The sequence below is a fragment of the Paucibacter sp. Y2R2-4 genome, from assembly GCF_025717535.1.
In the GTDB taxonomy this organism is placed as follows: Bacteria; Pseudomonadota; Gammaproteobacteria; order Burkholderiales; family Burkholderiaceae_C; genus Paucibacter_A.
The window spans coordinates 122996-147660 of record NZ_JAJIRO010000006.1; the positions used below are offsets into that span (position 1 = coordinate 122996).

A 24665-nucleotide genomic window follows, 5' to 3' on the forward strand; every position below is an offset into this window, starting at 1 on the left:
TCATGAAGCGTATTCAAGGCGGAGCAGGTCGAGTGGGCCGGATGGGTTTGTTGTCCTTGGCCATCAGTGCCGTTCTGGCCGGCTGCGGCGGCGGTACGCAGCAGATTGAGCCCTTTGCGCCCACTCGCATGATCGCTTTTGGTGATGAGTCCAGTGTGGTCACCACGGATGGCAAAAAGCATGGCATCAATGCCTTGAATGCCACCACAGGTGCTCTGGAATGTCAGTCCAATCCGAACTGGGTTCAGTATTTGGCTGCGAGCTATCGCTTGGTGTTTGCCGAGTGCAACCCCGACAAAGTGGCCTCGCCGACCAGCCTCATGTATGCCAAAGCAGGCGCCAAGATTGTCGATTTCAAAAAGCAGATTGACGCCCATCTGGCTGTCGGCACGATCGGCCCCAAGGACCTGTTGTCCGTGTTGGTGGGTGCCAATGACTTGTGGGCGCTGTACGCCAAGTTTCCTGCTCAGTCGCAAGACTCGCTGATGGCGGAAGCACGAGCCTTGGGCGTGGAATTGGGCAACCAGGTCAATCGCCTCGCCGATGCCAATGGCCGCACGATTTTGCTGACGGTACCGGACTTGGGCCTGAGCCCCAGGGCGCTGGCGGATGACAAGCTCAACGCCGGCCGAGCTAAATTGCTCAGCGACTTGACCCATGCCTTCAATATTGAAATGCGCATCACCATCCTCAACGATGGTCGATTCATTGGCTTGGTGGATACCGAAGTCGAATCCCAAAAATGGGTCAGGTTTCAGCAATTTGGCAATTGGGTCGATGCCGCTTGTTTGTCCACGGTAGCTGCCACCGACTGCACCCCCAAGACCTTGACCACGGCTGCGACCACCAGCGATGCCTGGAAGAACTATTTGTGGGCGACGGATAGCCAACTGAGCCCATACGCTCAGAATCAGGTCGGCATCATGGCTTACAGCCGGGTGTACAACAACCCCTTCTGATCGCGCTGATCGCGCGCCTCGCCCTGCATGCACTTGACTTGGCCCGGTCGCTCAGCGGCCGGGCTTTTTCATCTGCGCTGGCTCTGAGCAAAGGCGCAGGGCTTCATGGCCCAAAGCTACACTTCCCCAATGACTGTATTGCTGGCACTCGATAGCTCGACGGAAACCATGGCTTTGTCTTTGACAAGCCCGGCGGGACGCTGGCTGTTTGAGTCCGACGGCGGGCCGCAGGCCTCCTCGCGCCTGGTGCCGGAAGCGCTGGCCTTGCTGGCCCAGGCGGGCCTGAAGTTGGCGGATGTGGATGCCATCGCCTTCGGCCGCGGCCCAGGTGCCTTTACCGGCCTGCGCGCCGCTTGTGCCGTGGTGCAAGGCCTGGCTTTTGGGGCCGGCAAACCGGTGCTGGCCATCGACAGCTTGATGCTGGTGGCCGAGGATGCGCGTCAGCAAGCCGGCGCAGCCTTTGAAGGCCTGATGTGGGTGGCGATGGATGCGCGCATGGGTGAAATCTACGCGGGCGCGTACCGCTGGGTGGAGGGCGCTTGGCAGCAAGATCAGGCCCCCATGCTCTACAGCCCCGAGTCCTTGATGGCGCACTGGGGTCAGCCTACTGCGCTGTGCGGCTCGGCCTTGACCGTCTTTGCCGATCAGCTTGCACCCGCTTTGCAGGCACCCACTCAGAGTTGGCCACGCCATCAATCGCGCGCGGCAGCCTTGGCCGCTTTGGCGGCGCAGGCCTGGACGCAAGGCGCCTTGCTGGATGCCGCTGAAGCCATGCCGATTTATGTACGCGACAAGGTGGCGCAAACCACGGCCGAACGCATGGCTTTGCGGGAGCAGGCCGCCGCATCATGAGCGCCTTGTTGAATAGCCCCATTGATGACCCCACCAACGGCCCTGTTGACCGGCCAGCGGTGGCGACCCGTCTGCAGCCCATGCAAGTGGCCGATGTGCCCGAGGTGCTGGCCATCGAGCGCGAGGTCTACGCACTGCCGTGGTCGGAGGGCAACTTCATCGATTCGATGGCAGCGGGATATTTGGCCTATGTCTTGCGACGGGCGCCTTCGCTGCGCGAGGTCAATACGCCGATCTTGGGCTATTTCCTGGCCATGAAGGGCTTTGAGGAAATGCATCTGCTGAACATTTCGGTGGCCGCAACTTTTCAGGGCCAAGGTTTGGCGCGACAGATGCTGGATGCTTTGTGCCGCCTTTGCGCAGAGCAGGGCTGCCCGCAGCTGTGGTTGGAGGTTCGCTTGAGCAATCAGCGTGCTCGCACGGTCTATCAACGTTATGGCTTCAGCGAAGTGGGGCTGCGGCGGGGCTATTACCCGGTCTTGCAGGGGCCGCGTGAGGACGCCTGTTTGATGAGCTTGGTGGTGCCCCAATGACTTGGGACGAGCGCCAGCGCCGCATGCTTGCTGCCATGGGCTTGCGCGTTTGGGCGCGGCCTGAAGCAGAGGTCGTAGAAGACGTCGCGGAAGAAGTGGCCTTGGTGAGTGTCAGCGAGGCGAGAAGCCAGCAGGCCGAAGCGCATTCGACGGCTGCGGTGTCGGTTTTGCAAGCCTTGCCCGTCGAGTTGAAGCGCGCCGCTGCTACACCGGCTCCAGCGCCCGCGACCCCGCTCGCGCAAGCTCCTGCCGATGGCAGCAGAGCGCCTGCCATTGCCGGCATGGACTGGCTTGAGCTGCAGCACAGCGTGGGCGACTGTCGGGCCTGCCAGTTGTGTGAGGGGCGACGCGGCCCCGAGGATGCAGTGTTCGGCCACGGTCAAGCGCAAGTTCAGTGCTTGGTGGTCGGTGACATGCCGGGCGAGCCAGAGTTGGCCGAGGGTCAGCCTTTTGCCGGGCAGGCCGGGCAGCTGCTGGGCAATATGCTGCGCGCGATAGGCTTGGACCCGAGCGAGGCCGCCGGGCAAGTAGGCATGGTCAATGCCTTGAAGTGCCGCAGCACGCCGGGTCGCAACCCAGGCGCCAAAGAGTTGCAGCAGTGCGAACCGTATTTGCAGCGCCAAATTGAACTGCTGCAGCCGCGGGTGATCCTGGCTCTGGGCCGCATGGCGGTGCAGTCTTTGCTGCATACGCAAGAGGCTTTGGGCCGCTTGCGTGGGCGAACGCACCACTACCAATCGATTCCGGTCATCGTCAGCTTCCCGCCCAGCTATTTGCTGCGCAATCCGGCAGAGAAGGCCCGCGCCTGGGAAGACCTGTGTCTGGTGCGACGCAGTTTGAAGAGCGAGGGGCAGGGCGTATGAGTCAGGCACTCGGCGCCTTGGTACCTCAAGCGGACTGGCGCTTGCTGCCGGTGCCGCTGGCCCTGCTGGATCAGCGCGGCCGGGTGCTGCAGGCCAATGCGGTATGGCAATCCCTGGGCTTGGGCGAAGAGGGCGCTGAGTCGTCGGTCTTGTCGGCCTCTCCAGCAGTCTTGCCGGCCTTGAATCAGGCGCAGGACTTTGACTTGCCCTTGAATTTCGCCGCGAGCGCCAGCCACTCCGGGCTGCTGCAAGCGCGTTGGGACGCTTCGGTGGCTGCGCATCTGTGCATCTGGCGCTCACAGGCCGAGGCGCTCAGCAATTGTGAGTCGCGGCTTGAGAAATTCATGCAAGCCACGGCGGAAGGCATTCTTTTTCACAAAGAGGGCTTGGTCGCCGATGCCAATGCACCGATGTGTGCCTTGCTCGGCTATCAGCTGGATGAGGTGCTGGGCCTGCCGGTGATTGACTTTGTCTTGGATTCAGAGCGGGCCAAGGTGCGCTCGGTGATGGAGGCCGAGCGGGAGTTGCGTTATGAGACCGCGCTCTTGCACCGCGCGGGCCACATCATCCCGGTGGAGTTGATTGTTCGGTCAGTCGAGAGTGGTGGGGAGCGCATGCGCATGAGCATCGTGCGCGATATCCGCGACCGCATTGCGGCGCAGGCGCGCATCGAGCATCTGGCCCATCACGATGATTTGACCGGCTTGCTCAATCGCAGTGCCTTTATCGAGCGCGCCGCAGGCTTGATGCAGGGAGCCGAGCGCCGTCAGCAACGTCTGGCCCTCTTGTTCATTGATCTGGACAATTTCAAGCGGGTCAACGACTCGCTGGGCCATATGGAAGGCGACAAGGTCTTGATCACCGTGGCCGAGCGCATCAATGACTGCCTGCGTTCCACCGATCTGGTGGCTCGCTTTGGCGGCGACGAGTTCGTCGTCTTGCTGGGCGATGTGCATGAGCGCAGCGATGTGATGGCTGTGTTGATGGCCTTGCTGGCCGTGGTCGAAGTGCCGGTGATGGCGGATGGTTGTTTGCTGACCGTGACGCCGTCGATAGGCGTGAGCCTTTATCCCGAGCATGGCGTGCGGGTCGAAGACCTGATGCAACGTGCCGATATGGCCATGTATCAAGCCAAGGCCGCGGGCCGCGCAGGCTATCGCTTTTATGAGGACTCGCTGGCCGAGCATGCCTATGCGGACCTTTTGCTGGAAAGCCAGTTGGCCCAGGCCTTGGAGCGCAACGAGTTCGTGCTCTTCTTCCAACCGCAGGTGGATGCGCAAACCGACGAATTGATCGGCGCCGAAGCCTTGTTGCGTTGGCAGCATCCGCAGCGCGGTTTGTTGAGCCCCGATGCATTTATCGACGTGGCCGAGCGGCATCGTCTGATGGTGGACTTAGGCGCCTGGGTGATGCGGGCCTCGGCCTTGCAGGCCCGCCACTGGCATCAGCACGGCATTGCCCAGGTTCCGATTGCTGTCAATCTGTCGCGCATGCAGTTCAGGCTGGAAGGCTTTGGCGATATGGTCGCCCGAGTCCTTGAAGAGCTGGGCGTGCCCGGCGCTTGGCTGGAGCTGGAACTGACCGAGCGCATGCTGATGGACGAGATCGCCAGTGCGCCGCTGACCTTGGCCGCCTTGCGCGCCTTGGGTCTGACCGTGTCGGTGGACGATTTCGGTACTGGCTACACCTCGCTGGCGCATCTGACCCGATTGCCGCTGGACAAGCTCAAGATCGACCAGAGCTTTGTCGCCGCCCTTCCCGAGGACAGCGGCTCGGCCGCCATCACTCGCGCCATCATCCAGATGGCTGCCGGCCTGGGGCTGAAGGTCAGCGCTGAGGGCGTGCGCAACGAGGCCCAGCGCCAGTTGCTGCTGCAATGGGGTTGCGGTGGCTTGCAGGGCGAGTTGATCGGTGAGCCGATGTCGGCCAGCGCTTTTGAGCATTGGCTGACGCTGCGGCGCGCGCCAGCATCCTGAATCCGGCCGTCTTTTCTTCGCCTTTTAATGAGTCTCGCAATGAAAGATGACGCGGCAGTCGGCCGTTCCGCACTGAGCGCCCTGGATGATCTTGTGGCTCAGCAGATCGCCGAGGCCGGCGGCTGGTTGAGCTTTGACCGTTTCATGGCGCTGGCGCTGTACGCGCCCGGCTTGGGTTACTACAGCAACCAAAGTCAGAAATTTGGCCTGATGCCGCAAAGCGGCTCCGACTTCGTCACCGCCCCTGAAATGTCGCCGTTGTTCGGGCGGGCCTTGGCTGTGCAGTTGGCGCAGGCCTTGACGCTCACGAAGACCGATGAACTCTGGGAGTTTGGGGCGGGCACCGGCGCGCTGGCGGCCCAGCTATTGGAGGCGCTGGGGGACAAGGTTCGGCGCTATCGCATCGTCGATCTGTCCGGCGTCTTGCGACAGCGCCAGGCTGAGCGTTTGGCCCCCTGGGCTCACAAGCTGGAGTGGCTGGATGAATTGCCCGAGCAGTTGGAGGGTGTGGTGGTCGGCAATGAAGTGCTGGATGCGATGCCGGTGCAATTGCTCAGCTTCGACGGGCAAGCTTGGGCCGAGCGAGGTGTGAGCTTGGGCTCAGACGGCGAGCTTGTGTACGCTGATCGGCCGACGACACAGCGATTGCCTGCCGATGCCGAAGAGGCTCATGGTGTATTTCCACCTGGGACGGTGACTGAGATTCACCCGCAAGCTGAAGCCTTTGTGCGCACCCTGGCCGCTCGCTTGAAGCGCGGCGCCGTCTTCTTGATCGATTACGGTTTCCCGCAAGGCGAGTACTACCTGCCGCAACGCAGCGGCGGCACCTTGATGTGCCACCACCTGCACAAGGCCGACCCTGATCCCCTGCGCTTGCTGGGGCAAAAAGATATCACCGCTCACGTCAACTTCACTGGCATCGCCCTGGCGGGCCAGGAGGCTGGCTTGCAGGTCTTGGGCTACACCACGCAAGCCCACTTCCTGCTGAACTGCGGCTTGGCCGAACTGCTGGCAAATGCTGGCGTGGCCGAGCGCGCCATGGCCCACAAGCTGATCGCCGAGCACGAGATGGGCGAGCTCTTCAAGGTGATTGGCTTTGCCGCTGGCGAGGGCTTTGAGGCCCTGGGCTTTGCCCGCGGCGACCGCTCACATACTTTGTGAAGCTGCCGCTGCAGCAGAAGTCGGCAAGGCCTGCAATGCGGCCAGCCGGGCCGCTTGCACGGCTTGGCCGATCGCTGGCCCGCGCTTGCCCTCGGCCAATGCAGCTGCGCTGACGCTGGCCAGATCGATCGCCAATAGCGCATGCAGCTCCAGCTGGAACTGCTGCCTTTGCGGATACGGCCTTTGCTCAAAGCCCAAACGGCCTCGCGCATCACATTCGCAAGCCCAAAGCAATTCTTCAAAGCGTTCTGGCCGTCGCCAGGCGTCGCAACGATCCAGCAGGCGCAGCCGGGCCTCTGGACCGAAACTCTGGCTTTGGTGCACATGGGTGTGTTCGCGGGCCACGAGTTCGGCCAACTCCCGGCATTCGCTGGGCACGCGCCAGCGCTCGCTGAGTCGCTTCACCAAGGGCAAGCCCCGGCTCTCATGGCCGATGTGGCGCGGCAAGACCTCCGCCGGGGTCAGCCCCTTGCCCAGGTCATGGCAAAGGCTGGCGAAACGAACGGTCAAGGGGGCGGCTTGTTCCGCGCATTGATCCAGCACCATCAGCAGGTGCACGCCGGTATCGACTTCAGGGTGGTGGATCGCTGTTTGCGGCACGCCGAACAGGCGATCGACCTCGGGCGCCAAACGCTCCAGTGCACCGCAGTCGCGCAGCACCTCCAGCATTCGAGAGGGTTTGTTCTCCATCAGACCGCGCGAAAACTCTTGCCAGACCCGTTCCGCCACCAAGGCGTCAACCTCGCCCTTAGCCACCATCTCGCGCATCAAGGTCATGGTTTCGGGCGCAACGCTGAAGTTTGGAAACCGCGCCGCAAAGCGCGCCAAACGCAAGATGCGCACCGGATCCTCTGCAAAAGCCGCCGAGACATGTCGCAAGACTCGGTCTCGCAGATCGCGCTGGCCACCATAGGGGTCGGCAATATTGCCCTGTGCGTCTTGAGCCATGGCGTTGATGGTCAGATCGCGGCGGGCCAGGTCTTGCTCCAGCGTGACTTCGGGTGAGGCATGGAAGGCAAAGCCGTGATAGCCCGGTGCGGTTTTGCGCTCGGTGCGTGCCAGCGCGTACTCTTCATGGGTGTCTGGGTGCAAAAAGACCGGGAAATCTCGCCCTACGGCGGTAAAGCCAGCTTTCTTCATCGCGGCCGGGTCGGCGCCAACCACCACCCAGTCGCGGTCTTTGACCGGCAAACCCAATAAGGCGTCGCGGACCGCCCCCCCTACTAAGAAGTGATTCATGCCACTTTTCGACAACAAAACTGAAATATTCGAACCCTAGAGTTCTCCCTAGGTAGCGGGACCCCGAGATTAGGGGGGGCGTAGATCCTCAAACCCAGCTACATTGCATCTCAATTGTTGTTCAAAGCATGGGGGCTTGGCGGTTTCAGTGCTTTTTAATATTGGGGAAGAAATGATGATGAAAATTTCGAAATCCGTATTGGCAGTGGCGGCTCTGGCCTTGGGCTCTGTGGGAGCGCAAGCTGCGACAGACAATTGGGGCGACCACGGTTTTGCTGAAGTGGGCGCAAAAGTGGTCAGCGGTAGTTTTGTTGACTATTTCCTGTTCACACTCGACCCCGCAGCCACGGTGACAAGCACCGTTGTTGCGAACAACAACCTGAACATCCTGAACATCGAGTCCGGCAAGTACTCTTTGTGGAGTGATGGCGGTGATGGCGTTGGCGGCGCAGCTGATGCACAGATTGCTTCCTTCACCTTCGATGGAACGACTGGCAGCACTTTCAATAGTTTGGTCCTGTCGACCGGTAGCTATTTCTACAAGGTTGAAGGCAATGTTGCTCAGGGCGCTTTTGGCGGTCTGTACACCATCACTTCAACTCTGGCTCCTGTGCCGGAACCAGAAACTTACGCCATGCTCCTGGCTGGTTTGGGCGCAGTGGGCTTCATGGCCCGTCGCCGCAAGTCGATCTGAATCGGCTTGAGTGCCTCAGGTCGCAAGACCTGAAGTAAAAAAGAGCGCCCTCGAGGCGCTCTTTGCGTTTGTGGGGCTAGTTGCCGCTCATGGGCATTGGCGGTAGGGCTCTTCAAAGTCCAGGAAGTCTTTTTCCGCCAATGAGTCTGCAACCCAGGTGGCAACGGCCGGGTGTTGCTCCACGCGTTTGGCGTATGCCGCGGCTGTCGCGCTGAGTGGCAGACCATAGCGGGTCACGCGCATCACCACGGGTGCAAAGTAGGCGTCCACCGCGCTGAATTCGCCAAAAAGAAAAGGACCCGCGCTGGCCGCCAAGGCCTCGCTCCAAAGGGCGTCGACGCGTGCGAGATCGGCGCGCAAGCCGGCTTCTGAGGCGAGTAGCTTGGCGCCTTGCTCGCTCAGGTCCGCATCGATATTCATGGGGCACAAGCCGCGCAGCTTGCTAAAGCCGGCATGCATTTCGGCGCACAGGCTGCGGGCGCGTGCACGTTGTTGGCGCTCTCGTGGCCAGATCGCGAGTTCGGGGTGTTGGTCGGCCAGTGCTTCGGCAATGGCCAAAGTGTCCCAAACAGCGAACCCATCCGGCTCGACCAAAACCGGCACCTTGCCGGTTGGGGTGAGGGGTGCCAGCGTTTGGTAGAAGGCCGAGCCTGGGCTGAAGTCAAAGCGCAGCTTCACTTCCTCGAAGGCGATGCCAAAAGCCTTCATCAGCACCCAGGGGCGCATCGACCAGGAGGAGTAGTTCTTGTTGCCGATATAGAGCTTGTTCATGGGCTTGTAGCAGCTTGCTATGCGTGGAGGACGGCGCCTAGCTTAGGTCAAGCTCGCCGCTGTGCGTGTGAGAGTTTCTCAAGTCAGTGATGAGTCCCGCGCATCAGCGACCGGCCTTGCGGCGCCAAAGATCAAGCCTCGCGCAACCCTGATCGACGCCCAGGTAACTGGGCAGCACGGCGGACATGGCTTGGGCCGCGATGCCCAAGGTCTGCAAATCTGGCAGCCGACCGCTGGCCACATTGGGCACTTGCATGGATGCCAGGTTGTCGCGCGACATCATCGGCTCGCCCGGCATCATTTCCATCATTACGGCCTGCGCCCAAGCCAGCGGACCCGGCAGGGGCAGCACGGGGCGCACATGGCCGCTGTACTGGCCGGCCATGCGCACGATGTCGGCCAAGCTCAAGACCTGGGGCCCGGCCAGCTCATAGGTTTGGCCAATGCTGTGCTTGTCGATGACGCAGGCCACGATGGCGCGCGCTACATCTTCCACCCACACCGGTTGAAAACGCACATCGGCGCCAGCCAAAGGCATCAAGGGGAAGAAGGCCTGCAGCTTGGCAAACAAGTTGACGAAGTGATCGCCCGCGCCAAACACCACCGAAGGGCGCAGCACGGTCAGGTCCAGCCCAGCGGCCTGCAGCACCGCTTCGCCGCGCGTTTTTGAGCGCAGGTAGCGAGAAGGTGCATTGTCTTGCACGCCGAGCGCGCTGACGTGGATCAGCCGCCGTACCCCAGTGGCCTGGCAGGCCTTGGCCAAGCGGGCCGGCAAGTGCACATGGGCCTGCTCAAACTGAGCCTCGCTGCCTTGCAAAATGGCAATCAGATTGATGACCAGGTCTTGGCCCTGAATCAAGGCTTGTAGTTGCGCGTCCTCATGCACATGGGCCTGCAAGACCGTCAGCCCCGGCAGGCCCTGAATGGCTTGGGCATGGCGGCTTCGCCGGCTTGGCACGGTAATACGAGCGCGGCCGCCGAACTGACGCAGCAATTGCTCGCACAGGCTGCGCCCAATAAAGCCGCTGCCGCCCAGAATCAGGATCTTGGGGTTGAAGTCATCACTCATCAGGAATTGTCTCCAGGAGGTGCGTTGCTTGCGGGGGCATTGGCCTCACGCGGGCCGATGCTGCGCCCGAGCCGCTGGCGCAAGCCTTTGTTCGGCTCCATGTTCAGCAACTGACCGTACAGCGTGGTATTGGTCAGGACCTTTTTGACGTAGTCGCGGGTTTCATTGAAGGGCACGTTCTCGACCCAGATGGCCGCGTCCAGCGAAGCGCCTTCACGCCAGCGCCGGGGCCGTCCAGGTCCGGCGTTATAGGCGGCGGCCGCCATGGCCATGGAGCCTTCAAAATCATCCAGCACCAGCTTGAGGTAGTTGGTGCCAATTTTGATGTTGAAGTCGCGGTCGGTCATGAATTCGGGCTTGAACTCCGTGCCGATTTTCTTGGCTGTCCAGCGCGCGGTAGCGGGCATCACTTGCATCAACCCAGAGGCGCCTACATGCGAACGCGCATCCATGACGAAGCGTGACTCCTGCCGGATCAAACCGTAAACGTAGGCGGGGTCAATGCCGGTCTCGCGGGCCTGGCTCAAGAGTGCTTGGCGATGCGGAGTTGGGAAACGCTGGGCCAGGTCAATCTCTTGTTTGCTGCGTTCGCTGCTGTTGATGCAGCGGTCCCAGATCTCGCGGTCGCAGGCTTCTTGGGCGGCGGCGCGCAGTTCGCGGTCGCTCATGCCGCGCAGCGCGTAATTCCATTCCCGCACGCCTTCGTTGCGCAGGCCGATGGCAATCATCATCAGGGCGCTGTTCAAACCTGGGTTGGCCTGCGCTTGCTTGCGCTCGGCATTGTTCAAGGGGGCGGGTGCGGCCGGCAGGCTCAAGGTTTGCCCCAGGTCTTCGGCGGCCAGGCGACCGTAAAAACTCAAGGGCGATACCAGGCTTTGCAATGATGCGCGAGCTTCTTGTCGCAGAGCCTCACCTGGCGCGCCTTCGGCTGCCGTGGCCAGCAAGGCTCGGGCGCGCCAGTATTGCCAGGTGGCATCGCGTTGCTCGCTGGCGCTCATCAAATCCATGGCGCGCAGGCTTTGATGCCAGCGCCCGCTGCGCAGCGCCGAGCGAGCGGCCCAGGCTAAAGTTTCATCGCTCCACTCCAAGGGGCTCTTGAGCTTTTGGCTGAGCTTGAGGGCGCGCTCAAAGTAGTCGCTGGCTTCGGGCTGCAGCTTGAAGGCCGCTTGGCGGCCGACTTGGGCCCAAGCCCAGGCCGCCAACTCGGCGTGCAACTCTTTCTCCCAGCGTGTAGCCAGTAGTTCCGCGGCTTGCGCGGGATCGGCCGCCGCCACGCGCATCAGGCCTAGGGTGGCCAACTCGCTGTGCGTGCGACCGCCGGTCTTGGCCTTGCGAGTCATATAGCGCAAGGGGTTGTCCTGGATGTCAGTCAGATGCAGCTCGACTTGCTTGCCCAGCATATTGGCTGCCAGCTTGGCGGCACGCGGCTTGAGGGCTTCGACGCTCAGGCGCAGCTTCAGCCAGACATCGTCAGCAGTCAGTTGCTTGGCCTCAAACAGACTGCGGGCCAGGGCGTTGCAGCCCTCGTCGCCATCGCGCTGTGCCAGCCAAGCGCTGCGCGCGGCTTCGCGCATATTGCGGCCGGCAGCCTGTTCGGCCATCAGGGCATAGCAGACCACCTCGCGGTCGTCACGCATCTGATAACGCGCATGGTCCACGGTGAAATTCGCCCATTCGCGACGCCGACCCAGCTCCAGCAGCCAATCGTTGCGCAAGCGGTCTTCGACATAGGTGCCGGGCCAGCGGGCGTAAAAGGCATTGACCTCGGGCTGGCTGACTTCATACAAACGCAGCCCCAAGTCCCAGTAGTCCACCCAGGCCGCCAAGGGATGGCGCTGCGCTTGCGCGGTTTGGTTCAGTGCCGCGAGACGCTTGCGGTCTTTCTTGCGCTGGGCTTCATGCGCTTCGGTGATCAGCTCGGGCTGGGCGACGATGGGCATGGCCTGCGCGGGCTGGGCCAGTGCCTGCATGGGTTGCAAGGCACAGAGGCCCGCACCGAGGCTCACGCCGAGGGCGCTGATCCATGCCAGGGCCTGCCTTGCCCCCACTCCTTCATATACTGCCAAAACAATCCTCTTTCTCTTTCAAGGGACGCGTGTCCACCATCATGCCCACCAGTTCAGCACCCATCATGCCGCATGAACGCGGCGCCTTGCGCACGCAACTGCTGGCCCAACGTGCGGCCTGGCTTTCGACGCCCGCCGCTCATGCCGCCAGCGCGGCGCTGGGCCAGCATCTGCGCGCCGTGCTTCAACAATTGGAGCCGCAATGTCTGGGCCTGTTCTGGCCGCTTGAGGGGGAATTTAACGCAGTGCAGGCTTTGTCACAGCCGCTGCTGGAGCTGCCCCTTAGCGGCGCGGGGCATGACGCTGCGGCTGCGTCCGAGGAGGACGCCGACGATGACGATGAAGATCTGCCAGCAGGCCCGGCTCAGTGGAGCTTGCCCTTTGCCTACAAGTCGCCGCGCCGCATGGACTATCGCCGCTGGGACGGCTCCGAGCCCACGGTGCAAGACGAATGTGGCATCGCCAGCAGCAGTGGTGCGGTGCTGGTGCCTGACGTGGTCTTGGTGCCCTGTGTGGGCTTTACTCGCGAAGGCTATCGCCTGGGCTATGGCGGCGGCTATTACGACCGCTGGTTGGCGGCGCATCCGGGTGTCACCAGCATTGGCATTGCCTGGCAGCTCAGCGAATGCCACTTTGCGGCCGAGCCGCATGACCAGCCCTTGACCTTGATCCTGACCGAGCGAGAAGTGATCTCGCCTTGAGGCCTTAAGCCAAACGGCCCAAGGCGCTGTCCTCGCGCTGCCGCCGGCGAATGCGCGACAAGGCCACCTCAGTAATGCCCAAATAGCTCGCAATCTGCTTTTGGCTCAGGCGTTCCGCCAAGGCTGGGCTTGCGTTCAAAAAGGATTGATAGCGGGCCGCCGCGTCCAGCATCAGCAACTCATGCTCCCGTTGGGTTTGGCGGGCCAGCCCGGCGAGCAGGGCTTGCAGGATCAGGCTCGGCGCTTGCGGCCACTCTTGTTGCAAGGCTTGCAGGTCTTGCTCGCTCAGTTCGACCACACAACTCGACTCCAAGGCCTGCAGATGCCAGGGGCTCAAGGCGCCGATGCCGGCCGCGCCCAGCCAGTCTTGCTCTGCGTAAAAGGCATGGTTGCGCTCGCGGCCTTGCGGGTCGAGAAAAAAGCCGCGTGCCAAGCCTTGCTCCATCCACCAGATGCGGTCGATGCGCTGGCCCTGTGTTTGCAGGCTTTGGCCACGTCGCAGTGTGCGCCGCGGCAATGCCTGCCACCGCGCCAAGCGCTCTGGGCAGGCCGATAGCCATTCCATCAAGGCGGGGCCGCAAAGCGGGCAGGGCTGTGTTTCCATGAACCTGGGTTAATGCGCGAGTTGAGACTGGGGCTCAGCATCATGCCCCATGAACAACCATGACCCAGATTCCACCCCATCCCCAGCTGACGAGCCACGCCTGGCGCCCCTCAATTGGCCGCATCTGGTCATGCTGCTGGCACTGCCGGCCTATGCGCTTCTGAGTTGGCACTGGAGCTGGTCAGCCGAAGTTACCTTGGCGCTTGGCACTCTCATGGCCCTGGCCTGGCTGATGGTTTGCGAGCGCCTGAGTCCGGGGCGCCCCGACTGGCAGCCGAGCGCCGCCGATATGCGCCGCGATGCCAGTTCATTGGGCTTGGCCGCCGTAACGGATACCGCGCTCTCCTTGTTGATCCATGCCGCGGCCTTGGCTTGGCAGCAGCACGAGGCCGGGGCCAGTCGTGGTGGCTCGCTCCAGCCGATGTGGCAATGGTTGCCCATGCCTGTGGCCTTGGTGCTGGTGATTGCGATCGGCGAGTTTCTGCCCTATTGGCTGCACCGCTGGGCGCATGAGCGCCCGGCCTTGTGGCGCTGGCACGCTTTGCATCATTGGCCGACGGCGGTGAACGCCAGCAATAGCGTCTTGGTCCATCCCCTCAATCTGCTGTGGAACAAGTTGGGGCGCTTGCTGCCTTGGTTCTTGTTGGATGTGCCTGCCGACGTGATGCTCTGGGCGGCCTTGTTCATCCAGGCCCAGGAGTTGGCCGCCCACGCCAATGTGGCGGGCAGTCTGCGCGGTTTGCGCGTTTGGCTGGGTGGTGCGGAGTTGCACCGCTGGCACCACAGCGTGGTCTTGGCCGAGGCGGGCAACTTTGGCACGGTCCTGCCCTGGTGGGACTGGGTCTTTGGCAGTCTGGTCTTGCCCAAGGCTGCGGGGCCTACCCAGGTGGGTTGGGTGCCGGGGAGCTGGCGGCCCCAGGCCTTGCGCTGGGTCGACCTGATCCGCGGGCCGCTGCATCAGAAGCCCAAGGCTTCTGCGTCAGCGGACTCAGCCAAGTCCGGAGATGTCTCGCCCCGGACTTGAGCACCGTCTGAGCACTGGGCTTTATTGCCGGGCTTCAGGCTCGCGCAAGAAGATCTCGACTCGGCGGTTCTTGGCGCGGCTGTCGGCGCTGTCATTGCTGGCCACCGGCTCGCGCGAGCCGCGGCCGACCGCTTCAATGCGATTGCCGCTGATGCTGCGGTCTTCCAGATAGTCGCGCACGCTCTCGGCGCGGCGCTTGGACAGCGGGTCGTTGATGGCGTCAGAGCCGGTGCTGTCGGTATGGCCGACGATGCGCACCAGCATGGCGCTTTGTCCGCTCAGGCCATGAGCAAAGGCATCCAGCACTGGGCGCAGGCGCGGCTCCAGCGCTGCGCTGCCCACGGCGAATGAGATGTCGCTGGGCACTTCCAACTTCAGTTGGTTGTCCGCCGTGCGGGTCACTTCCACGCCGGTGCCTTGGGTGGCCTGCTCCATGGCGCGGCGCTTTTCTTCCATATTCTTGGACCACAGATTGCCGCCCACGGCGCCCAGCGCGCCGCCAATGACGGCGCCAGTGCCGGCATTGCCGCCGGTGGCTGAACTGAGAATCGCGCCGGCCACCGCCCCGATGGCGGCACCGCCGGCCGTGCCTTTTTGCGTTTCACTCATATTGGCGCAGCCGGCCAAACTGAGCATTGCGAGCAGCAGCAGGGTCGGAGCAGCCGAAGTCTTGCGAGAGATGGAGGGCATGACGGTTTCCTTCTTGAAAGCGTGAATCGATGCGGACGAATGGAAAACGGGGCGCTGAGGATGATTGATGTTAGCGCTGGAAAATGACTCCGGTATGCTTCAGCGCAAAGCCGGCATCGATGACGGCGACGATTTCGCCGGCCAGATTTGGCCCTGTATTGCTGAACCCCTTAAATCCATGCGAAGGCCTGTCTTGTCTCCATGACTGCTGTTTCATTCGATAGCGTTCAGCATTTCTTTCAAAGCTTCGGGCTGATCAGCCTGGTGGCGCTGCCTTTTCTGGCCAGCTTGTTGGCGGCGGTTTTGCCCAGCAATGCGCGCAATCTTGAGTCCACTTTGGCCGGCGCGGTGGCCTTGTTCTGCGTGCTGCAAGCGGCCTTGCTTTTTCCTGAAGTCGCCGCCGGCGGTGTGGTCCGGCAGGAGTTCCACTGGCTGCCCTCGCTGGGCCTGAACTTTGTCTTGCGCATGGATGGCTTTGCCTGGATGTTCTCCATGCTGGTGCTGGGCATGGGGGCGCTGGTGGTGCTGTATGCGCGCTATTACATGTCGCCGGACGACCCGGTGCCACGCTTCTTCTCCTTCTTGCTGGCCTTTATGGGCGCGATGAGTGGGGTGGTCTTGTCGGGCAATCTGCTGCAGTTGGTGCTGTTCTGGGAGCTGACCAGCCTGTTCTCCTTCCTCTTGATCGGCTATTGGCACCACCGCCGAGATGCGCGACGCGGCGCCCGCATGGCCTTGACCGTCACCGGCGCCGGCGGCCTGTGCTTGTTGGCCGGCGTGCTGGTGCTGGGTCATATCGTCGGCAGCTATGACTTGGATGTGGTCTTGGCCGCGGGTGAGCAGGTGAGGGCGCATCCGCTTTATGTCACGACCTTGGCGCTGGTCTTGCTCGGCGCCTTTACCAAGAGCGCGCAATTCCCCTTTCACTTCTGGCTGCCCAATGCCATGGCCGCGCCCACGCCGGTGTCGGCCTATCTGCATTCGGCCACCATGGTGAAGGCCGGGGTGTTTTTGCTGGCGCGCTTGTGGCCGGTGCTGGCTGGCAGCGATCAATGGTTCTGGATCGTCACCGGCGCGGGCTTGTGCACCTTGCTGCTGGGCGGCTTCATTGCCATTTTTCAGACCGATTTGAAAGGCGTGCTGGCTTACTCCACCATCTCGCATCTGGGCCTGATCACCACGCTTTTGGGCCTGAACAGCCCCTTGGCGGCGGTGGCGGCGGTCTTCCACATCATGAACCATGCCACCTTCAAGGCCTCACTCTTCATGGCCGTGGGCATCATCGATCATGAGACCGGTACGCGCGACATTCGCCGCCTGAGCGGCTTGCGCCGCAGCATGCCGGTCACCGCCACCTTGGCCATGGTGGCCAGCGCGGCCATGGCCGGCGTGCCCCTGTTGAATGGCTTTATCTCTAAGGAGATGTTCTTCAGCGAAGCCGTCTTTGTGACCAGCGCGCCCTGGTTTGACCGGTTCTTGCCGGTGGCTGCGGTGCTGGCAGGCATCTTCAGCGTGGTCTATTCGCTGCGCTTCACGGTTGATGTCTTCTTCGGGCCCGACCGCAGCGCCGAGCTGCCACGCCGTCCGCATGAGCCACCGCATTGGATGCGTGTGCCGGTGGAGTTATTGGTGCTGGCCTGCTTCTTGGTGGGCACGCTGCCGCAATGGACCATGCAGAGCGTCTTGAGCGCGGCCGCTGCGCCGGTGGTCGGCGGGGTCTTGCCCGAATTCGATTTGGCCGTTTGGCATGGTTTCAACACGCCTTTGATGATGAGCTTCATCGCTCTGTTCGGCGGCATTGGGCTGTATGCCTTGCTGCGAGGCCCTTTGCAGCGCGAGCGCTTCAAACGCACGCCGCTCATCGGCCGGCTCAACGGTAAGCAGGCATTCCAAACCGGTTTGGCGGGGCTCACCGCTTGGTCTCGCTCTTTGTTGACGCTGTTCAGCACCCGAGGTTTGCAAGGGCAATTGCTCTTGCTGGTGATGGTCGTGCTCGCGGCGACGGCGCTGGCCGCTCGGGGCGCTCAGTTCTTCGCCGGGCAACGGCCACCGGTGCCCTTTGCGCCGATGTTTGCCTTGCTGTGGTTGGTCGGTGGTGCGGCGGCCTTGGCCTGCGCGCGCGCCGCCAAGTTCCAGCGTTTGACGGCGCTGGCCATGATGGGCGTGGCGGGTCTATGCACCGTGATCACCTTTGCCTGGTTCTCGGCCCCCGATCTGGCGCTGACCCAGCTCTCGGTGGAAACCGTCACCACCGTCTTGATCTTGCTCGGTCTGCGCTGGTTGCCCAAGCGGATTGAGGCGCTGGAGGCCGCCGAGGCCATGGCCGAAACGCTGCTGGACAAAGCCCGCCGCCGCGCCCGCCGCGCGCGCGACCTCTTGCTGGCCCTGGGGGTGGGTGGCGGCATGGCCTTGCTGTCCTACGCCATGATGACGCGGGACTTCTCGCAAAGCATCTCGCCCTTCTTCTTGGAGCGCGCCCTGCCCGAAGGCTTTGGCACCAATGTGGTCAATGTGATGCTGGTGGACTTCCGCGGCCTCGACACGCTGGGCGAGATCACCGTGCTGGGCATCGTCGCGCTGACGGTCTATGCCTTGCTGCGGCGCTTCCGCCCCGCCAGCGAAAGCACCGAGTTGCCTTTGCAGCAACAGGCCCTGGCCGGTGATATCGACACCGACCTGGTCCACGCCAATACCGCCACCGATACCGCCAGCGGCTATCTCTTGGTCCCTGCGGTGCTGCTGCGCTTGCTGCTGCCGGTGGCGGCGGTGATCGCGGTGCACCTTTTCATGCGCGGCCACAACCAGCCAGGCGGCGGCTTTGTGGCGGGTCTGGTCTTGTCTACCGCCTTCATCTTGCAGTACATCGTCTCCGGCACCCAGTGGGTGGAAGCCAATATCCATTTGCGCCCGCAGCGCTGGATCGCCAATGGCTTGCTCATCGCCACGCTAACCGGCATGGGCTCTTTTGTCTTCGGCTATCCCTTCCTGACCACGCATACCGCGCATTTCCATTGGCCTCTCTTGGGTGAAATTCATATCGCCAGCGCCTTGTTCTATGACATCGGCGTGTTCAGCTTGGTGGTGGGGGCGACGCTGCTGATCCTCACGGCCCTGGGCCATCAAGCGGTGCGTGGGCACCGCATTCAACGCCAGGAAGAATTGGAAGACATGAAAGAAGCCGCAGAGCGGGCCGCGCAGGACGCCCGGGTCGCAGTCGAGGCGCAGAAAGGGCTCAGCTGATGGAATTCGTCATGGCCTGTGCCATCGGTCTGCTGAGCGGTTGCGGCGTTTGGTTGCTGCTGCGTCCGCGTACCTATCAAGTCATCATCGGCCTGAGCCTCTTGGGCTATGGGGTCAATCTTTTCATTTTCAGCATGGGTCGACTGGGCATCGACAAAGAGCCGGTCTTGGCGGCCGGCGTGCCGGCCACGCTGCAGAACTATATCGACCCGATGCCGCAGGCTCTGGTGCTGACGGCCATCGTCATCGGTTTCGCGATGACGGCCCTGTTCCTGGTGGTCTTGCTGGCGCAACGCGGCTTCTTTGGCAATGACCATGTGGACGGCACGCCGGATGAGTTGTCTGAGCCGAGCGCTGCCGCACAGGAGCCGCAGCGATGATGGCGCTCTTGACGCACTGGGCGCTGGTGGCCAATGCGGCGCTGATGCCGCACCTGACCATGGCGCCGATTCTGCTGCCGCTGCTCGCCGCCTGCTTGCTGCTGATGTTGGGCGAGCGGCGCCATCGCCGCAAGGCCTTGCTCTCGATGTTGGCGGCCATTGGCAATCTGGCCGTGGCGGTGTTCTTGATGCTCAGCGTGGCGATGGAGGAGGCGCAGCCCATTGGCTTTGGCGTCTATCTGCCCTCCAACTGGGATGTGCCATTCGGCATCGTGCTGGTGCTGGACCGACTCTCGGCCCTGATGCTGGTGGTGGCCGGCGTGGTGGCCTTGATGGCCTTGCTGTTCGCCTCGGCGCGCTGGCACAAGGCCGGGGCGCACTTCCATGTGCTGCTGCAGTTGCAGATCATGGGCTTGAACGGCGCCTTTCTGACCGGCGATCTCTTCAATCTCTTTGTCTTCTTCGAGGTGATGCTGGCGGCGTCTTATGGCCTCCTGCTGCATGGCAGCGGCCCGGCGCGGGTGCGTTCGGGCCTGCATTACATTGCCATCAATTTGGCGGCCTCCTCGCTGTTCCTGGTGGGTGCTGCGCTGATTTACGGCGTCAGCGGCACCTTGAATATGGCCGACTTGGCGGCGCGCATTCCGGATATTCCCGACAGTGACCGCGCTTTGCTGCACGCCGCTTGCGCGGTGCTGGCGGTGGCCTTTTTGGCCAAGGCGGCGATGTGGCCTTTGAACTTCTGGCTCAGCCCGGCCTACACGGCCGCCAGCGCTCCGTCTGCGGCGGTGTTTGCCCTGCTGACCAAGGTCGGCGTCTATGTCTTGCTGCGCTTGTCCACGCTTTTATTCTCAGACCAAGCGGGCGCATCGGCAGGCTTTGGGCATCAGTGGCTGCTCTGGGGCGGCATGGCGACCCTGGCTTTTGGCGCCCTGGGTCTGCTCAGCGCACAGCGGCCCGCCAGGTTGGCCAGTTATGCAGTGATCGTGTCCTCCGGCACCTTGATGGCGGTGCTGGGCTTTGAGAAGCCCGAGCTGACGGCCGGCGCGCTCTACTACCTGCCGGGCTCCACTTTCGCGGTGGCCGCTTTCTTCTTGCTGGCCGAGTTGATGGATCGATCTCGCAACCCCGACCCGACTGCGCAGCGTGCGCCGGAGGATGAAGAGGATCACCTACCTTTTGCCCTGGTCGAGCAGGAGTTGGCGCGCGAGGCCAATCTGGATGAGGACGAAGAGGTGCTGGTTGGGCGCGCCATTCCCGCCGCCACTGCCTTGCTAGGCTTGGCTTTTGTGTGCTGCACGCTGCTGGTGGCGGGCCTGCCGCCCTTGTCGGGCTTCGTCGGCAAGCTGCTGATGCTCTCGGCCTTGCTGGGGCCGCCGAGTGCGCCGGTGTCGACTCCAGCCTGGCTGTTCCTGGGGCTTCTGATGCTCTCCGGCTTGTTCGCCTTGATTGCTTTGTCGCGCACCGGGATTCGCTTTTTCTGGACACCGGTGGACCGCGCGGCGCCGGTCTTGCGAGTGGCCGAGCTGACACCCATCGCGCTCTTGCTGGGCGTGTGTGTGGCCATGACGGTGCATGCTGAAGGCTTGTTCCAGTACGCCCGCGCCACGGCGCAATTGCTCTACCAGCCGCAGGGCTATATCGAGGCTGTTTTGAGCACCCAGCCGGTGCCCACGCCGACGAACGCAGAACGGCTGCGGCAAGCGCAGGAGGCCAAGCCATGACGCACGCCACACCTCGCAAGCCCTGGCTGAAACGCCTCTTCCCCGCGCCGCTGCTGAGCCTGGCCCTGGTGGCGCTGTGGCTGCTGCTCAATGATGCCTTCAGCCTCGGGCATTGGCTCTTGGCCATCGCGGTGGGCGTGTTAGCGCCGAGCTTGACAGCGTCTTTGCGTCCCACGCCGGTCAGCTTCAGAAAGCCCGGCCTGGCCTTCCGTTTGTTTTGGCAGGTCGGCCTGGATGTGCTGGTGTGGAACTGGCGGGTGCTGTGCGGCACGCTGCGGCCGGCTGATCGCTTGCCTCAGGGCGGCTTTGTGACCGTGCCGCTCGATCTGCGCGACCCCAATGGGCTGGCGGTCTTGTCCGCCATCATGTGCGTGATCCCCGGCACCATCTGGTCGGAGCTGGCCCTGGACCGCAGCGCCTTGCTGGTGCATATGTTCGAGCTCGAACATGCGGAGGCGGAAGTGGCCCTGATCAAGTCGCGCTACGAGCGCCCCTTGATGGAGATTTTTGAATCATGAGTACCTTCTTGTTTGGCGCCATTCTTTGCACTTTGGCGCTGTATGTGGCGGGCATGGCCCTGTGCCTGTGGCGCATGGTGCGCGGCCCGGCCTCGCAAGACCGGGTGCTGGCCCTGGATGTGGTGTGCACCATCGCCATGCTGACGCTGATGGTGCTGGCGATTCGCTACCGCAGCGCCATGTACTTTGAGGCGGCCTTGCTGATTGCCTTGTTCGGTTTTGTGGGCTCCACGGCCATGGCCAAGTTCTTGTTGCGCGGCGAGGTGATTGAATGAGCCCTGAATTGGCCTTGCCACTCTGGGTGGAGATCCCAGTGGCCCTGCTTCTGCTGGCCAGCGGCGTGTTTGTGTTCGTGGCGGCGCTGGGACTGGTGCGCTTCAAGAGTTTTTTCATGCGCATGCATCCGCCGGCGCTGACCTTCACGATTGCGGCCTGGTGCGTGACCCTGGCCACCATCATTTACTTCTCCGCGCTGGAGCAAGGCTTGGCCCTGCATGCTTGGCTGATCATCATCTTCTTGGCGATGACGGTGCCGGTGACCACCATCATGCTGTCGCGCGCGGCGCTGTTTCGCAGCCGAACCTCGGTCGCGCCTGAAGAAGCGGTGCCGCCCTCGCTGAGCCGGCCCAAGCAGGACTGAATTTATCAATCGGCCGGCGCGGCCGTTTCGCCAATGTCTTGCCGGGTCTGTTCGGCCTGCTTGAGCAACCAGTCTCTGAACTGCATCACCTCGGGCCGCGCTTCGCTGTGGCGTGAGCAGAGCAGCCAATAGGCGACCGGGCTTGTCATGCGGCCGGCTCGGCCAAAGGGCTCGACCAGATCGCCGCGCTCCAGTTGTTCACTGACCAAGGCGAGCCTTGCCAGCGCGACCGCCTGGCCGCCCAATGCTGCTTGAACTTGCTGGTAGGTGTAGTTGAGGTACATCCAGCGGCGCGGTTGCAGATGGGGTTGACCCTGCTCTTGCAGCCAGCGCCGCCAACTGAGGAACTCGGCCGTGGGGCGGCTGTCGTCTTCTTCGGCCAGGGTGTAATGCGCCAAATCAGCGGCGCTGCGCAGCGGTGGGCGCTCGCCCTGTTCGGCCTGGCTGGCCAGCCAGCGGCTGACCGTCGGGGTGAGGGTTTCGCCAAACAGACGCGTGGCGTTTTCTGGGGTGTTGCCGCGTTCGGTGTAGCGCAGGGCAATGTCGAACTCGCTGTCGTCCAGCTCGATCACCGCATCATTGGCCGAGACGCGGATGTCAATGTCTGGATGCTCGCGCTGAAAGGCCTCCAGGCGCGGGATCAACCACAGCGAAGCAAAAGAGGCAAAGGTGGTGACATTGACCACCCGGCGTGAGCGTTTCTCGCGCATTTGCCGCACGGTTTGGTCCAGTCGGTCCAGCAGCGGCACGGCGGTGGCCTGCAGCATCGCCCCGTCGCTGGTCAGTTGCACATGGCGAGTACCGCGCAAGAACAGCGCGCAGCCCAGCTCCTCTTCCAGCGACTGAATTTGCCGGCTGATGGCAGACTGGGTCAGGAACAACTCCTCGGCCGCGCCGCGAAAACTCAAGAGCCGGGCCACCGCTTCAAAGGCGCGCAGCGGCCCCACCGCCAGCGGACGTTGCCGGATCGTTTGGGGCTGGGCCTGTGGCGGTGCGGGCTTCTTCTCGGAATTTCTATTCATGCGCGAATGGTATCAATCCATTTCGCCGATCTCATTGGACGCGCCGAGGCGCCGTCCCTAGCATTCAAGCCTGTCAGTTGAGAGTCGCCGCGGTTCCGGTGATGCTGCCAGAGGATGAAAAGGGGAGTGAAGTCATGAGTAATCTGCAAGAACAAGCGCTGTGGCGCCTGGCCTCGGGCGAGGCTCTGAGCCTGCCGATTGGGCCCGGCGCCCGTGAACTCAGCGTCAGCGAAGGCCGTCTTTGGCTGACGTTGAAGGGCAGCGCCCAGGCGCCCGCGCAAGACATTTGGCTGCAAGCCGGCGAGAGCTTGGCCCTGGCCTCGGGCAGCCAGGTGGTGCTGGAGGCTTGGCCTCAGGCGGCGTTTCAGCTGCTGGTGCCGCCAACGGCTTGCAAGGCGTTCGCGTCTCGGCCAATGGTGCGGTCCCCGCGGCAGACCTTGGCGGGGTTGACTTCGCTGCAGCCCGCGGCCTGATTGCCGTGCAGACATGGCGCGCAGCAAGCCTGTAAGCCTGCTCAAGGCTGCCGAGATTGCCGGCATGCCTTGGGTCAGCAAGACGCATGCGCTGAATCCGCAGGCGGTGCGGGACAGCCGATCCTTGTCGGCCGTGACGGGTTTGACGGCCCTGGGGTTTCAACTGGTGACCCTGCAGCCGGGGCGGCTGGCCTGGGAGTACCACCGCCATCTGTATGAGGAGCAGTGCATCTACATTCTTGCAGGTCAGGGACATGCCGATATCGATGGTGTCTTGCATGCCCTCGGCCCTGGCGATTTTCTTGGCTTTGCGGCCCAGGGTTCGGCGCATACCTTGATCAACAGCGGCACAGAGCCCCTGGTCTTCATCGCAGCGCGCACGCAGTTGGAGTTGGATGTCTGTGACTACCCGCGGCTGGGCAAGCGGCTCTATATGAACGGTGACGAAGAGGCTTTGGTTGATTTGGCGGCTGTCAGTCAGCCCGGGGTTCTGTAAATCAAGACCTTCAGCGATCGCTCGGCCGACACATCGGCAAACACCGCCGGATTGGCCACGCGCTCGACGAACTGCAACTCCGGCGCCAATTCCTGCATCTGGTCTTTCAAGAAGGCCTGGTCGAGCTTGGGCGTGTTCAGGCACAGCATGGCGTGGCCGCCCGAGGCGAGTAGATCGGGCAGGCGCCGCATCAGGCGGGCGTAGTCTTTGGTCGCCACAAAGCTGCCTTTTTGATAGCTGGGCGGGTCCAGGATGATCAGCTCATAAGGTCCGCCGCGAGTGATCTTGCCCCAGGAGTTGAAGATGTCATGGGCCAGGAAGCTGGCGCCGGCCTCATGGCCGGTCGGCAACTCATTCAGGCGATGGTTCTGCCGGCCAATGCCTAGGGCGCCGGCGCTCATATCGATATTGACGACCTTGTGTGCACCTGCCTGCAGCGCCGCCACCGAGAAGGCACAGGTGTAGGCAAACAGGTTCAGCACCTTCAACTCAGGTTTGACGGTGCGCTGCTGCTGCACAAACTCTCGCACCCAGCGCCGGCCTTCGGCCATGTCCAAAAACAAGCCGTGGTTCTGGCCCTTCAGCACATGGACCTGATAGCGGGCACCGGCCTCGAGCACCACATGGGGCTCCGGCACTTCGCCGGCCATCAAGCGGGTCTCGCTGAGCTGCCCTTCGGCGCGGCATTGGTAGACCCAGTTCAGCGCCTGCCCTGGGGCCAGGTCTTGCCAGCGCGCGGCGAGTGCGGCGTGGAGGGTGGCCAGCTCCTCATCGCTGCAGGGTTCAAAACTGGTCAAGACCAGCACCGGCGGATAGGCATCCAGCGACCATTGCTCGCAGCCTGGGTAGAGGCCGCCTCGGCCATGAAAAATACGCTGGGCGTCAGCGGGCAGGGCCATCGTGGCGATGGCGTTGAGCAGGGCTTGCATGGCGAGAAGGAAAGAAGAATCGAGCGCGGGTGTCAAATGGC

General features: G+C 62.9%; 25 protein-coding genes. 17 read left to right on the forward strand and 8 right to left on the reverse strand.

Translation table 11 applies throughout. From position 1 onward, the window contains the following. The first annotated feature begins 2 nt into the window (after positions 1–2). The 6 genes from LNV06_RS21530 to LNV06_RS21555 all read left to right on the forward strand — a co-directional run bounded on the left by LNV06_RS21530 (position 3) and on the right by LNV06_RS21555 (position 6344). Positions 3–959: an esterase gene (locus LNV06_RS21530; RefSeq protein ID WP_263540365.1), complete on the forward strand. Its 957-nt coding sequence runs from the start codon at positions 3–5 to the stop codon at positions 957–959. Between the two features lie 129 nt (positions 960–1088). Next, entirely contained in the window at positions 1089–1811 is a 723-nt protein-coding gene (tsaB, locus tag LNV06_RS21535; protein ID WP_263540366.1) for a tRNA (adenosine(37)-N6)-threonylcarbamoyltransferase complex dimerization subunit type 1 TsaB, read from the forward strand. Beyond that, positions 1808–2344 (forward strand): ribosomal protein S18-alanine N-acetyltransferase, encoded by a 537-nt coding sequence (rimI, locus tag LNV06_RS21540; protein WP_263540367.1) that lies wholly within the window; start codon positions 1808–1810, stop codon positions 2342–2344. Before tsaB ends, rimI begins: the two co-directional genes overlap by 4 nt. Further along, entirely contained in the window at positions 2341–3207 is an 867-nt protein-coding gene (locus tag LNV06_RS21545; protein WP_263540368.1) for a uracil-DNA glycosylase, read from the forward strand. Before rimI ends, LNV06_RS21545 begins: the two co-directional genes overlap by 4 nt. After that, positions 3204–5183, forward strand: coding sequence for a putative bifunctional diguanylate cyclase/phosphodiesterase (locus LNV06_RS21550; RefSeq protein WP_263540369.1), 1980 nt, complete (start codon positions 3204–3206; stop codon positions 5181–5183). The genes LNV06_RS21545 and LNV06_RS21550 overlap by 4 nt, the downstream gene beginning before the upstream one ends. Positions 5184–5222: 39 nt before the next feature. Further along, entirely contained in the window at positions 5223–6344 is a 1122-nt protein-coding gene (locus LNV06_RS21555; protein WP_263540370.1) for a class I SAM-dependent methyltransferase, read from the forward strand. Here LNV06_RS21555 and LNV06_RS21560 read toward each other — a convergent pair. Next, positions 6330–7583: a multifunctional CCA addition/repair protein gene (locus tag LNV06_RS21560; RefSeq protein WP_263540371.1), complete on the reverse strand. Its 1254-nt coding sequence runs from the start codon at positions 7581–7583 to the stop codon at positions 6330–6332. The genes LNV06_RS21555 and LNV06_RS21560 overlap by 15 nt on opposite strands. A gap of 136 nt (positions 7584–7719) precedes the next feature. Between LNV06_RS21560 and LNV06_RS21565 the strand changes: the two genes are divergently transcribed. Continuing rightward, positions 7720–8277 carry an FxDxF family PEP-CTERM protein gene (locus LNV06_RS21565; RefSeq protein ID WP_263540372.1) on the forward strand — a complete coding sequence of 186 codons (558 nt, stop codon included), beginning with the start codon at positions 7720–7722 and terminating at the stop codon, positions 8275–8277. A gap of 87 nt (positions 8278–8364) precedes the next feature. Here the strand turns inward: LNV06_RS21565 and LNV06_RS21570 are convergent, their stop codons facing one another. The 3 genes from LNV06_RS21570 to LNV06_RS21580 all read right to left on the reverse strand — a co-directional run bounded on the left by LNV06_RS21570 (position 8365) and on the right by LNV06_RS21580 (position 12087). Next, the gene (locus LNV06_RS21570; protein WP_263540373.1) at positions 8365–9048 is read right to left on the reverse strand and encodes a glutathione S-transferase family protein; all 684 of its coding nucleotides are present in this window, start codon (positions 9046–9048) and stop codon (positions 8365–8367) included. A 103-nt stretch (positions 9049–9151) separates the two neighbouring features. Beyond that, positions 9152–10117 carry a complex I NDUFA9 subunit family protein gene (locus LNV06_RS21575; RefSeq protein WP_263540374.1) on the reverse strand — a complete coding sequence of 322 codons (966 nt, stop codon included), beginning with the start codon at positions 10115–10117 and terminating at the stop codon, positions 9152–9154. After that, positions 10117–12087: a lytic transglycosylase domain-containing protein gene (locus tag LNV06_RS21580; protein ID WP_411970152.1), complete on the reverse strand. Its 1971-nt coding sequence runs from the start codon at positions 12085–12087 to the stop codon at positions 10117–10119. Before LNV06_RS21580 ends, LNV06_RS21575 begins: the two co-directional genes overlap by 1 nt. Positions 12088–12224: 137 nt before the next feature. Here LNV06_RS21580 and LNV06_RS21585 point away from each other — a divergent pair, with 137 nt between their 5' ends. After that, entirely contained in the window at positions 12225–12884 is a 660-nt protein-coding gene (locus LNV06_RS21585; protein WP_263540376.1) for a 5-formyltetrahydrofolate cyclo-ligase, read from the forward strand. A 4-nt stretch (positions 12885–12888) separates the two neighbouring features. Here the strand turns inward: LNV06_RS21585 and LNV06_RS21590 are convergent, their stop codons facing one another. Beyond that, positions 12889–13488, reverse strand: coding sequence for a Crp/Fnr family transcriptional regulator (locus LNV06_RS21590; protein WP_263540377.1), 600 nt, complete (start codon positions 13486–13488; stop codon positions 12889–12891). Positions 13489–13537: 49 nt separating this feature from the next. On the opposite strand from LNV06_RS21590, the gene LNV06_RS21595 reads away from it, so the two are divergent. Continuing rightward, positions 13538–14512, forward strand: a complete 975-nt coding sequence (locus LNV06_RS21595; protein ID WP_263540378.1) for a sterol desaturase family protein — start codon at positions 13538–13540, stop codon at positions 14510–14512. A 21-nt stretch (positions 14513–14533) separates the two neighbouring features. Here the strand turns inward: LNV06_RS21595 and LNV06_RS21600 are convergent, their stop codons facing one another. Further along, positions 14534–15202 (reverse strand): YiaD family glycine zipper/OmpA-like lipoprotein, encoded by a 669-nt coding sequence (locus tag LNV06_RS21600; RefSeq protein WP_263540379.1) that lies wholly within the window; start codon positions 15200–15202, stop codon positions 14534–14536. Positions 15203–15403: 201 nt separating this feature from the next. Between LNV06_RS21600 and LNV06_RS21605 the strand changes: the two genes are divergently transcribed. Genes LNV06_RS21605 through LNV06_RS21630 form a run of 6 tightly spaced genes read left to right on the forward strand, consistent with a single transcriptional unit; the run spans position 15404 to position 21704 of the window. Beyond that, entirely contained in the window at positions 15404–18442 is a 3039-nt protein-coding gene (locus LNV06_RS21605) for a monovalent cation/H+ antiporter subunit A (protein ID WP_263540380.1), read from the forward strand. Beyond that, the gene (locus tag LNV06_RS21610; RefSeq protein WP_263540381.1) at positions 18442–18822 is read left to right on the forward strand and encodes a Na+/H+ antiporter subunit C; all 381 of its coding nucleotides are present in this window, start codon (positions 18442–18444) and stop codon (positions 18820–18822) included. Before LNV06_RS21605 ends, LNV06_RS21610 begins: the two co-directional genes overlap by 1 nt. Beyond that, a complete protein-coding gene (locus LNV06_RS21615; RefSeq protein ID WP_263540382.1) occupies positions 18819–20546 on the forward strand; it encodes a monovalent cation/H+ antiporter subunit D in 1728 nt (575 codons plus the stop codon). Before LNV06_RS21610 ends, LNV06_RS21615 begins: the two co-directional genes overlap by 4 nt. Beyond that, positions 20543–21064, forward strand: a complete 522-nt coding sequence (locus LNV06_RS21620) for a Na+/H+ antiporter subunit E (RefSeq protein ID WP_263540383.1) — start codon at positions 20543–20545, stop codon at positions 21062–21064. The genes LNV06_RS21615 and LNV06_RS21620 overlap by 4 nt, the downstream gene beginning before the upstream one ends. Continuing rightward, positions 21061–21339, forward strand: coding sequence for a K+/H+ antiporter subunit F (locus LNV06_RS21625; RefSeq protein WP_263540384.1), 279 nt, complete (start codon positions 21061–21063; stop codon positions 21337–21339). The genes LNV06_RS21620 and LNV06_RS21625 overlap by 4 nt, the downstream gene beginning before the upstream one ends. After that, positions 21336–21704 carry a Na+/H+ antiporter subunit G gene (locus tag LNV06_RS21630; protein WP_263540385.1) on the forward strand — a complete coding sequence of 123 codons (369 nt, stop codon included), beginning with the start codon at positions 21336–21338 and terminating at the stop codon, positions 21702–21704. Before LNV06_RS21625 ends, LNV06_RS21630 begins: the two co-directional genes overlap by 4 nt. Before the next feature lie 5 nt (positions 21705–21709). Here the strand turns inward: LNV06_RS21630 and LNV06_RS21635 are convergent, their stop codons facing one another. Further along, positions 21710–22726 (reverse strand): LysR substrate-binding domain-containing protein, encoded by a 1017-nt coding sequence (locus LNV06_RS21635; RefSeq protein ID WP_263540386.1) that lies wholly within the window; start codon positions 22724–22726, stop codon positions 21710–21712. 134 nt (positions 22727–22860) lie between these two features. Here LNV06_RS21635 and LNV06_RS21640 point away from each other — a divergent pair, with 134 nt between their 5' ends. Both LNV06_RS21640 and LNV06_RS21645 read left to right on the forward strand, forming a co-directional pair. After that, positions 22861–23199: a DUF2917 domain-containing protein gene (locus LNV06_RS21640; protein WP_263540387.1), complete on the forward strand. Its 339-nt coding sequence runs from the start codon at positions 22861–22863 to the stop codon at positions 23197–23199. A gap of 13 nt (positions 23200–23212) precedes the next feature. Further along, positions 23213–23695 (forward strand): cupin domain-containing protein, encoded by a 483-nt coding sequence (locus LNV06_RS21645; protein WP_263540388.1) that lies wholly within the window; start codon positions 23213–23215, stop codon positions 23693–23695. Here LNV06_RS21645 and LNV06_RS21650 read toward each other — a convergent pair. After that, the gene (locus tag LNV06_RS21650; RefSeq protein WP_263540389.1) at positions 23677–24624 is read right to left on the reverse strand and encodes a class I SAM-dependent methyltransferase; all 948 of its coding nucleotides are present in this window, start codon (positions 24622–24624) and stop codon (positions 23677–23679) included. The genes LNV06_RS21645 and LNV06_RS21650 overlap by 19 nt on opposite strands. Between the last annotated feature and the right edge of the window lie 41 nt (positions 24625–24665).